The organism is Bacillus sp. 7705b, from assembly GCF_002289525.1.
Classification (GTDB): Bacteria; Bacillota; Bacilli; order Bacillales; family Bacillaceae; genus Bacillus; species Bacillus halotolerans.
This window is the reverse complement of the sequence record NZ_NSDH01000061.1, coordinates 1-7,426: the sequence shown is the minus strand read 5'-3', so window position 1 is coordinate 7,426 and position 7,426 is coordinate 1. Positions and strand designations below refer to the sequence as shown.

The following is a 7,426-nucleotide window of genomic DNA, read 5'->3' as shown; positions in this document are numbered from 1 at the left end:
TACTGCTCGCATTCGTGAAGTGCGCAAAGCTATCGCGCGCATGAAAACTGTGATTCGTGAAAGAGAAATTGCTGCTAATAAATAATCACTGAGGGGAGGTCGTGAGCATGAGCGAACGTAACCAACGCAAAGTTTACCAAGGCCGTGTTGTTTCTGACAAAATGGATAAAACCATCACTGTTGTTGTTGAAACATACAAGAAACATTCACTTTACGGTAAACGCGTAAAATACTCAAAGAAATTCAAAGCACATGATGAAAATAATCAAGCGAAAATCGGTGACATCGTAAAGATCATGGAAACTCGTCCATTGTCTGCAACTAAGCGTTTCCGTCTAGTTGAAGTTGTCGAAGAAGCTGTTATTATCTAATAAAGTTCGGAATTCTTTTTTCCGAAGGGAGGTAACAAATAATGATTCAACAAGAGACTCGTTTAAAAGTAGCTGACAACTCTGGCGCACGTGAAGTACTTACTATTAAAGTTCTTGGTGGTTCTGGTCGTAAAACAGCTAACATTGGTGATGTAATTGTTTGCACGGTTAAACAAGCAACACCAGGAGGCGTTGTCAAAAAAGGTGAAGTCGTAAAAGCTGTTATCGTTCGCACTAAAAGCGGAGCGCGCAGAAGTGACGGTTCATACATCAGCTTCGATGAGAATGCATGTGTTATCATCCGTGACGACAAGAGCCCGCGTGGAACTCGTATCTTCGGACCAGTTGCTCGTGAATTGCGTGAAAACAACTTTATGAAAATTGTTTCTCTAGCTCCAGAAGTTATCTAATGAAATAAATGCCTTATTCAAGGAGGTGCGATCAGGATGCATGTAAAAAAAGGCGATAAAGTTATGGTTATCTCTGGTAAAGATAAAGGCAAACAAGGAACAATCCTTGCTGCTTTCCCTAAAAAGGACCGCGTTTTAGTTGAAGGAGTTAACATGGTAAAGAAACACTCTAAACCAACTCAAGCTAACCCTCAAGGCGGTATTTCTAATCAAGAGGCGCCAATTCATGTATCAAACGTTATGCCGCTCGATCCTAAAACAGGTGAAGTGACTCGCGTAGGATACAAAGTGGAAGATGGCAAAAAAGTTCGTGTAGCAAAAAAATCTGGGCAAGTTCTAGATAAATAGTATTAAAGGAAGGGAGGTCTATCTCATGAACCGCCTTAAAGAAAAGTACAATAAAGAAATTGCACCTGCTTTAATGACTAAGTTCAACTATGACTCAGTTATGCAAGTGCCTAAAATTGAAAAAATCGTAATCAACATGGGTGTTGGTGACGCTGTTCAAAACGCAAAAGCAATCGACAGTGCTGTTGAAGAATTAACGTTTATCGCAGGTCAAAAACCTGTCGTTACTCGTGCGAAGAAATCAATTGCTGGATTCCGTCTTCGTGAAGGAATGCCTATCGGTGCGAAAGTAACTCTTCGCGGAGAGCGCATGTATGATTTCCTTGATAAACTTATTTCTGTATCTTTACCGCGTGTACGTGACTTCCGCGGGGTTTCTAAAAAATCTTTCGACGGTCGCGGTAACTACACACTTGGTATCAAAGAACAGTTAATCTTCCCTGAAATTGACTACGATAAAGTAACAAAGGTTCGCGGAATGGACATCGTTATTGTAACGACTGCTAATTCTGATGAAGAGGCTCGTGAGCTATTAACTCAAGTAGGTATGCCGTTCCAGAAATAATCAATGAAAGGGAGGCGAAATCGTGGCTAAGAAGTCAATGATTGCGAAACAACAACGTACACCAAAGTTTAAAGTACAAGAGTACACTCGCTGTGAACGCTGCGGACGTCCGCATTCAGTCATTCGTAAATTTAAACTTTGCCGTATTTGTTTCCGTGAGCTTGCATATAAAGGACAAATTCCTGGCGTGAAAAAAGCCAGCTGGTAATCCCCAAGAAAGGGAAGGAGGTAATTATATAATGGTTATGACAGATCCAATTGCAGATATGCTGACTCGTATTCGTAATGCAAACATGGTACGTCATGAGAAGCTTGAAATTCCTGCTTCTAAATTGAAAAGAGAAATTGCTGAAATTTTAAAGCGTGAAGGTTTCATTCGTGACGTTGAGTTCGTAGAAGACAGTAAACAAGGTATCATCCGCGTTTTCTTGAAATACGGACAAAATAACGAGCGCGTAATCACTGGTCTTAAAAGAATCAGCAAACCTGGTTTGCGTGTTTATGCTAAATCTAATGAAGTACCGCGTGTACTTAACGGTCTAGGAATCGCAATTCTTTCTACATCACATGGCGTTTTAACGGACAAAGAAGCCCGTGCAAAACAAGCTGGTGGAGAAGTATTAGCATACGTTTGGTAAAAAGTTTAACATGAATGGAGGTGTTTGGTATGTCTCGTGTAGGTAAGAAGCTACTTGAGATTCCTTCTGATGTTACAGTAACGTTAAACGATAACAATACTGTAGCTGTGAAAGGACCAAAAGGAGAATTAACTCGTACGTTTCACCCTGATATGGAGATTAAAATAGAGGACAATGTGCTTACAGTCGCTCGTCCTTCTGATCAAAAAGAGCACCGTGCCCTGCATGGTACGACTCGCAGTCTGCTTGGCAACATGGTGGAAGGCGTATCTAAAGGATTTGAAAGAGGTTTGGAATTAGTCGGTGTCGGTTACCGTGCGTCTAAATCCGGAAATAAACTTGTTTTAAACGTTGGATACTCTCACCCTGTTGAGATCGTCCCTGAAGAAGGCATCGATATCGAAGTTCCTTCTCAAACTAAAGTAGTCGTTAAAGGTACAGACAAAGAACGTGTAGGAGCTATTGCTGCTAACATTCGCGCTGTCCGTTCTCCAGAGCCTTACAAAGGTAAAGGAATCCGCTACGAAGGTGAAGTTGTTCGCCGTAAAGAAGGTAAATCTGCTAAGTAAGATCGCTTAAAGTGAAGAAAGGAGTGACCTAGATGATTACGAAAACTAGCAAAAATGCTGCTCGTCTTAAAAGACACGCTCGTGTTCGCGCTAAACTTTCTGGTACTGCTGAAAGACCGCGTCTTAACGTTTTCCGTTCAAACAAGCACATTTACGCTCAAATCATCGATGATGTAAATGGTGTAACACTTGCTAGTGCATCTACTCTCGATAAAGACTTGAACGTTGAAAGCACTGGAGATACTTCAGCTGCTGCTAAAGTTGGAGAATTAGTTGCAAAACGCGCTGCTGAAAAAGGCGTTTCTGACGTAGTATTTGACCGTGGCGGATACTTATACCATGGACGTGTAAAAGCTTTGGCTGATGCCGCTCGTGAAGCTGGACTTAAATTTTAATAAAAGAAGGAGGGACACATGATTATGCGTCGTATTGACCCAAGCAAATTAGAGTTAGAAGAACGCTTAGTTACGGTTAACCGCGTAGCGAAAGTTGTTAAAGGTGGTCGTCGTTTCCGCTTCGCAGCTCTAGTCGTTGTCGGTGACAAAAACGGACACGTAGGATTCGGTACTGGTAAAGCACAAGAAGTACCAGAAGCGATCCGCAAAGCTGTTGAAGATGCGAAAAAGAATTTAATTGAAGTACCAATGGTTGGAACTACAATTCCACATGAAATCATCGGACGTTTCGGTGCAGGTAACATCTTGTTAAAACCTGCTTCTGAAGGTACTGGAGTTATCGCTGGAGGCCCTGTACGTGCGGTACTTGAGCTTGCTGGTGTAGCTGACATCCTTTCTAAGTCTTTAGGTTCTAACACACCGATCAACATGATTCGTGCAACACTTCAAGGCTTAAGTGAACTTAAGCGTGCTGAAGAGGTTGCGAAGCTTCGTGGAAAATCTGTAGAAGAACTGTTAGGATAAGGAGGGAATATTAATGGCTAAATTAGAAATTACCCTCAAACGAAGTGTAATCGGTCGCCCGGAAGATCAACGCGTTACTGTGAGAACACTTGGTTTAAAGAAAACAAACCAAACTGTTGTTCATGAAGACAACGCTGCGATTCGTGGTATGATTAATAAAGTATCTCATTTAGTTTCTGTTAAAGAACAATAAAAATAATTGATCGGATAAGGAGGTGTCCTAATGAAACTTCATGAATTAAAACCTTCAGAAGGTTCACGCAAAACGCGTAATCGCGTAGGTCGTGGTATTGGTTCTGGCAACGGTAAAACAGCTGGTAAAGGTCACAAAGGTCAAAACGCTCGTTCTGGCGGCGGTGTACGCCCAGGGTTCGAGGGGGGACAAATGCCTTTATTCCAACGACTTCCTAAACGCGGTTTTACTAACATTAACCGTAAGGAATACGCTGTAGTCAACCTAGACAAATTGAACGGTTTTGCAGAAGGAACGGAAGTCACTCCTGAACTTCTTCTTGAGACTGGTGTTATAAGCAAACTTAATGCAGGAGTAAAGATTCTTGGCAACGGTAAATTAGAGAAAAAATTAACTGTAAAAGCCAATAAATTCTCTGCTTCTGCGAAAGAAGCTGTTGAAGCTGCTGGCGGTACAGCTGAGGTGATCTAACTTGTTTAAAACAATCTCCAACTTTATGCGTGTGAGTGATATCCGGAATAAAATCATATTCACTTTACTCATGCTTATCGTCTTTCGCATAGGTGCGTTTATTCCTGTGCCGTATGTTAACGCTGATGTGTTACAGGCACAGTCTCAAATGGGAGTATTTGATCTTCTTAATACATTTGGCGGCGGTGCGCTTTACCAATTCTCTATTTTCGCAATGGGGATTACTCCTTATATCACAGCTTCAATCATCATCCAGCTGCTTCAGATGGATGTTGTGCCGAAGTTTACTGAGTGGTCTAAGCAGGGTGAAGTCGGCCGCCGTAAATTGGCTCAGTTCACAAGATACTTTACGATTGTCCTTGGATTTATCCAAGCGTTGGGTATGTCATACGGATTTAACAATTTGGCTAACGGATTGCTGATTGAAAAATCCGGCGTATCCACATATCTGATTATCGCTTTAGTACTCACTGGCGGAACTGCCTTTTTAATGTGGCTTGGAGAACAAATCACTTCTCATGGAGTAGGCAACGGAATATCGATCATTATCTTCGCGGGGATTGTGTCTAGTATTCCGAAAACGGTTGGACAAATATATGAGACTCAATTTGTCGGCAGCAACGATCAGCTGTTTATTCATATTGTGAAAGTCGCTCTTCTTGTGATTGCGATTTTAGCAGTTATTGTTGGAGTTATTTTCATTCAGCAAGCTGTACGGAAAATTGCGATTCAATATGCTAAAGGCACAGGTCGTTCACCTGCTGGCGGAGGTCAGTCTACTCACCTTCCATTGAAAGTGAATCCTGCCGGTGTTATTCCAGTAATCTTTGCGGTTGCGTTTTTAATAACACCGCGTACGATCGCGTCATTCTTTGGAACAAACGATGTGACAAAGTGGATTCAAGCCAACTTTGACAATACACATCCGGTGGGGATGACTATATATGTTGCGTTAATTATTGCCTTTACGTACTTTTATGCTTTTGTCCAGGTTAATCCTGAACAAATGGCTGATAACCTTAAAAAACAGGGTGGCTATATCCCGGGGGTTCGTCCAGGGAAAATGACTCAAGATAGAATTACGAGCATTTTGTATCGACTTACGTTTGTGGGTGCTTTATTCTTAGCCGTGATTTCCATTCTTCCTATCTTTTTCATTCAATTCGCTGGATTGCCTCAAAGTGCACAAATTGGCGGAACATCTTTGTTAATTGTTGTCGGGGTAGCCTTGGAGACAATGAAACAACTAGAAAGCCAGTTGGTGAAACGAAACTACCGTGGATTTATGAAAAACTAGAGGAAATGGATTTATCCATTCCCTCTTAATTAAGAGAGGACGGGGGAAATCCGAATGAACTTAGTCTTAATGGGGCTTCCTGGTGCCGGTAAAGGTACACAGGGCGAACGAATTGTTGAGGATTATGGAATACCTCACATCTCAACAGGAGATATGTTCCGTGCTGCTATGAAAGAGGAAACATCACTCGGACTCGAAGCAAAATCTTATATTGATAAGGGAGAGCTCGTACCTGATGAAGTCACAATTGGAATTGTCAAAGAAAGACTTGGCAAAGATGATTGTGAAAGAGGTTTTCTTCTGGACGGATTTCCGCGAACAGTCGCTCAAGCCGAAGCTCTTGAAGAAATTCTTGAAGAATACGGCAAGCCGATTGATTATGTCATTAACATTAAAGTTGATAAAGATTCTTTAATGGAACGTCTGACTGGACGCAGAATTTGCAGTGTTTGCGGCACAACCTATCATTTAGTCTTTAATCCGCCGAAAACGCCGGGTGTTTGTGATAAAGACGGAGGCGAACTCTATCAACGGGCAGATGATAATGAGGAAACAGTCTCTAAACGGCTTGAGGTAAACATGAAGCAGACTCAGCCTTTACTCGATTTCTATTCTGAGAAAGGTTATCTTGTAAACGTGAATGGCCAGCAGGACATTCAAGATGTTTATGCAGATGTGAAGGATCTTCTTGGAGGATTAAAAAAATGATTATCTGTAAAACCCCACGTGAACTTGGTATCATGCGGGAAGCAGGGCGAATCGTGGCTTTGACTCACGAAGAGTTAAAAAAGCACATTAAACCAGGAATCTCGACAAAAGAATTGGATCAAATTGCCGAACGTTTTATTAAGAAGCAGGGTGCAATCCCATCTTTTAAGGGGTATAATGGGTTTCGCGGGAGCATTTGCGTATCAGTGAATGAAGAGCTCGTTCACGGCATTCCTGGCAGCAGGGTGCTGCGTGACGGTGACATCATCAGTATTGATATCGGTGCTAAATTAAATGGTTATCATGGTGACTCTGCATGGACATATCCGGTAGGAAACATCAGTGATGATGATAAAAAACTTCTGGAAGTGACAGAGGAATCTTTATATAAAGGCTTGCAGGAAGCAAAACCAGGTGAACGTTTGTCGAATATTTCCCACGCAATACAAACGTATGTCGAAAATGAGCAGTTTTCAGTTGTTAGGGAGTATGTCGGACATGGTGTTGGTCAAGACTTGCATGAGGACCCGCAAATTCCTCATTACGGTCCGCCCAACAAAGGACCACGGCTTAAACCTGGCATGGTTCTCGCTATTGAACCTATGGTGAACGCTGGCAGCCGCTATGTGAAAACTTTGGCTGATAACTGGACGGTTGTAACGGTAGATGGGAAAAAGTGTGCTCATTTTGAACATACAATTGCGATTACGGAAACGGGTTTTGATATACTGACAAAAGTCTAGATGATGACATCATTCCGAAGGCAGATGTTTTTCCGGCTTGATAGGGCAGAAGGTTCGGTTTAACATTGGCAGGAACGAATTCATCTTGCCGTTGTCGGTTGTCGGTGGAATTGTAATCATCATGTACTAATAGCAGACGGAGAAAAGCGTACATTTCATTCTCCTAAGAAATAGAATATCAATCATTTAACCC

15 protein-coding genes are annotated in these 7,426 nt (G+C 42.0%); all 15 read left to right on the top strand.

Annotated features, from left to right (window positions below; translation table 11 throughout):
- The coding region (rpmC, locus tag CJU60_RS20435) for a 50S ribosomal protein L29 (protein WP_095714785.1) at window positions 1-85 on the top strand (85 nt) is incomplete at its 5' end.
- Window positions 86-107: 22 nt separating this feature from the next.
- A complete protein-coding gene (gene rpsQ, locus CJU60_RS20430; RefSeq protein WP_003178345.1) occupies window positions 108-371 on the top strand; it encodes a 30S ribosomal protein S17 in 264 nt (87 codons plus the stop codon).
- 41 nt (window positions 372-412) lie between these two features.
- A complete protein-coding gene (rplN, locus tag CJU60_RS20425) occupies window positions 413-781 on the top strand; it encodes a 50S ribosomal protein L14 (RefSeq protein ID WP_003225805.1) in 369 nt (122 codons plus the stop codon).
- 36 nt (window positions 782-817) lie between these two features.
- On the top strand, window positions 818-1,129 hold the full coding sequence (rplX, locus tag CJU60_RS20420; protein WP_003156486.1) for a 50S ribosomal protein L24: 312 nt from the start codon (window positions 818-820) through the stop codon (window positions 1,127-1,129).
- Window positions 1,130-1,154: 25 nt separating this feature from the next.
- Window positions 1,155-1,694: a 50S ribosomal protein L5 gene (gene rplE, locus CJU60_RS20415; protein WP_044153413.1), complete on the top strand. Its 540-nt coding sequence runs from the start codon at window positions 1,155-1,157 to the stop codon at window positions 1,692-1,694.
- 22 nt (window positions 1,695-1,716) lie between these two features.
- The gene (gene rpsN, locus CJU60_RS20410) at window positions 1,717-1,902 is read left to right on the top strand and encodes a 30S ribosomal protein S14 (protein ID WP_003156488.1); all 186 of its coding nucleotides are present in this window, start codon (window positions 1,717-1,719) and stop codon (window positions 1,900-1,902) included.
- 31 nt (window positions 1,903-1,933) lie between these two features.
- Window positions 1,934-2,332: a 30S ribosomal protein S8 gene (gene rpsH, locus CJU60_RS20405; protein WP_010332776.1), complete on the top strand. Its 399-nt coding sequence runs from the start codon at window positions 1,934-1,936 to the stop codon at window positions 2,330-2,332.
- Between the two features lie 29 nt (window positions 2,333-2,361).
- Window positions 2,362-2,901: a 50S ribosomal protein L6 gene (gene rplF / locus CJU60_RS20400; RefSeq protein WP_010332777.1), complete on the top strand. Its 540-nt coding sequence runs from the start codon at window positions 2,362-2,364 to the stop codon at window positions 2,899-2,901.
- A gap of 32 nt (window positions 2,902-2,933) precedes the next feature.
- The gene (gene rplR, locus CJU60_RS20395; RefSeq protein WP_044153410.1) at window positions 2,934-3,296 is read left to right on the top strand and encodes a 50S ribosomal protein L18; all 363 of its coding nucleotides are present in this window, start codon (window positions 2,934-2,936) and stop codon (window positions 3,294-3,296) included.
- 24 nt (window positions 3,297-3,320) lie between these two features.
- Window positions 3,321-3,821: a 30S ribosomal protein S5 gene (gene rpsE, locus CJU60_RS20390; RefSeq protein WP_003156493.1), complete on the top strand. Its 501-nt coding sequence runs from the start codon at window positions 3,321-3,323 to the stop codon at window positions 3,819-3,821.
- Window positions 3,822-3,834: 13 nt separating this feature from the next.
- Window positions 3,835-4,014: a 50S ribosomal protein L30 gene (gene rpmD, locus CJU60_RS20385; RefSeq protein WP_003156497.1), complete on the top strand. Its 180-nt coding sequence runs from the start codon at window positions 3,835-3,837 to the stop codon at window positions 4,012-4,014.
- 30 nt (window positions 4,015-4,044) lie between these two features.
- Window positions 4,045-4,485 carry a 50S ribosomal protein L15 gene (gene rplO / locus CJU60_RS20380; protein WP_003225819.1) on the top strand — a complete coding sequence of 147 codons (441 nt, stop codon included), beginning with the start codon at window positions 4,045-4,047 and terminating at the stop codon, window positions 4,483-4,485.
- 1 nt (window position 4,486) lies between these two features.
- A complete protein-coding gene (gene secY, locus CJU60_RS20375; RefSeq protein WP_044153408.1) occupies window positions 4,487-5,782 on the top strand; it encodes a preprotein translocase subunit SecY in 1,296 nt (431 codons plus the stop codon).
- Between the two features lie 54 nt (window positions 5,783-5,836).
- Complete coding sequence (locus CJU60_RS20370; RefSeq protein ID WP_010332780.1) at window positions 5,837-6,490, top strand: adenylate kinase; 654 nt, start codon at window positions 5,837-5,839, stop codon at window positions 6,488-6,490.
- Window positions 6,487-7,233, top strand: coding sequence for a type I methionyl aminopeptidase (map, locus tag CJU60_RS20365; protein ID WP_044153406.1), 747 nt, complete (start codon window positions 6,487-6,489; stop codon window positions 7,231-7,233). Before CJU60_RS20370 ends, map begins: the two co-directional genes overlap by 4 nt.
- Window positions 7,234-7,426: the final 193 nt, after the last annotated feature.

What these genes read in the sequence shown, in the direction of transcription:
- rpsQ (WP_003178345.1), top strand. Translation starts at nt 108, where the DNA reads ATGAGCGAACGTAACCAACGCAAAGTTTACCAAGGCCGTGTTGTTTCT.
- rplN (WP_003225805.1), top strand. Translation starts at nt 413, where the DNA reads ATGATTCAACAAGAGACTCGTTTAAAAGTAGCTGACAACTCTGGCGCA.
- rplX (WP_003156486.1), top strand. Translation starts at nt 818, where the DNA reads ATGCATGTAAAAAAAGGCGATAAAGTTATGGTTATCTCTGGTAAAGAT.
- rplE (WP_044153413.1), top strand. Translation starts at nt 1,155, where the DNA reads ATGAACCGCCTTAAAGAAAAGTACAATAAAGAAATTGCACCTGCTTTA.
- rpsH (WP_010332776.1), top strand. Translation starts at nt 1,934, where the DNA reads ATGGTTATGACAGATCCAATTGCAGATATGCTGACTCGTATTCGTAAT.
- rplF (WP_010332777.1), top strand. Translation starts at nt 2,362, where the DNA reads ATGTCTCGTGTAGGTAAGAAGCTACTTGAGATTCCTTCTGATGTTACA.
- rplR (WP_044153410.1), top strand. Translation starts at nt 2,934, where the DNA reads ATGATTACGAAAACTAGCAAAAATGCTGCTCGTCTTAAAAGACACGCT.
- rpsE (WP_003156493.1), top strand. Translation starts at nt 3,321, where the DNA reads ATGCGTCGTATTGACCCAAGCAAATTAGAGTTAGAAGAACGCTTAGTT.
- rpmD (WP_003156497.1), top strand. Translation starts at nt 3,835, where the DNA reads ATGGCTAAATTAGAAATTACCCTCAAACGAAGTGTAATCGGTCGCCCG.
- rplO (WP_003225819.1), top strand. Translation starts at nt 4,045, where the DNA reads ATGAAACTTCATGAATTAAAACCTTCAGAAGGTTCACGCAAAACGCGT.
- CJU60_RS20370 (WP_010332780.1), top strand. Translation starts at nt 5,837, where the DNA reads ATGAACTTAGTCTTAATGGGGCTTCCTGGTGCCGGTAAAGGTACACAG.
- map (WP_044153406.1), top strand. Translation starts at nt 6,487, where the DNA reads ATGATTATCTGTAAAACCCCACGTGAACTTGGTATCATGCGGGAAGCA.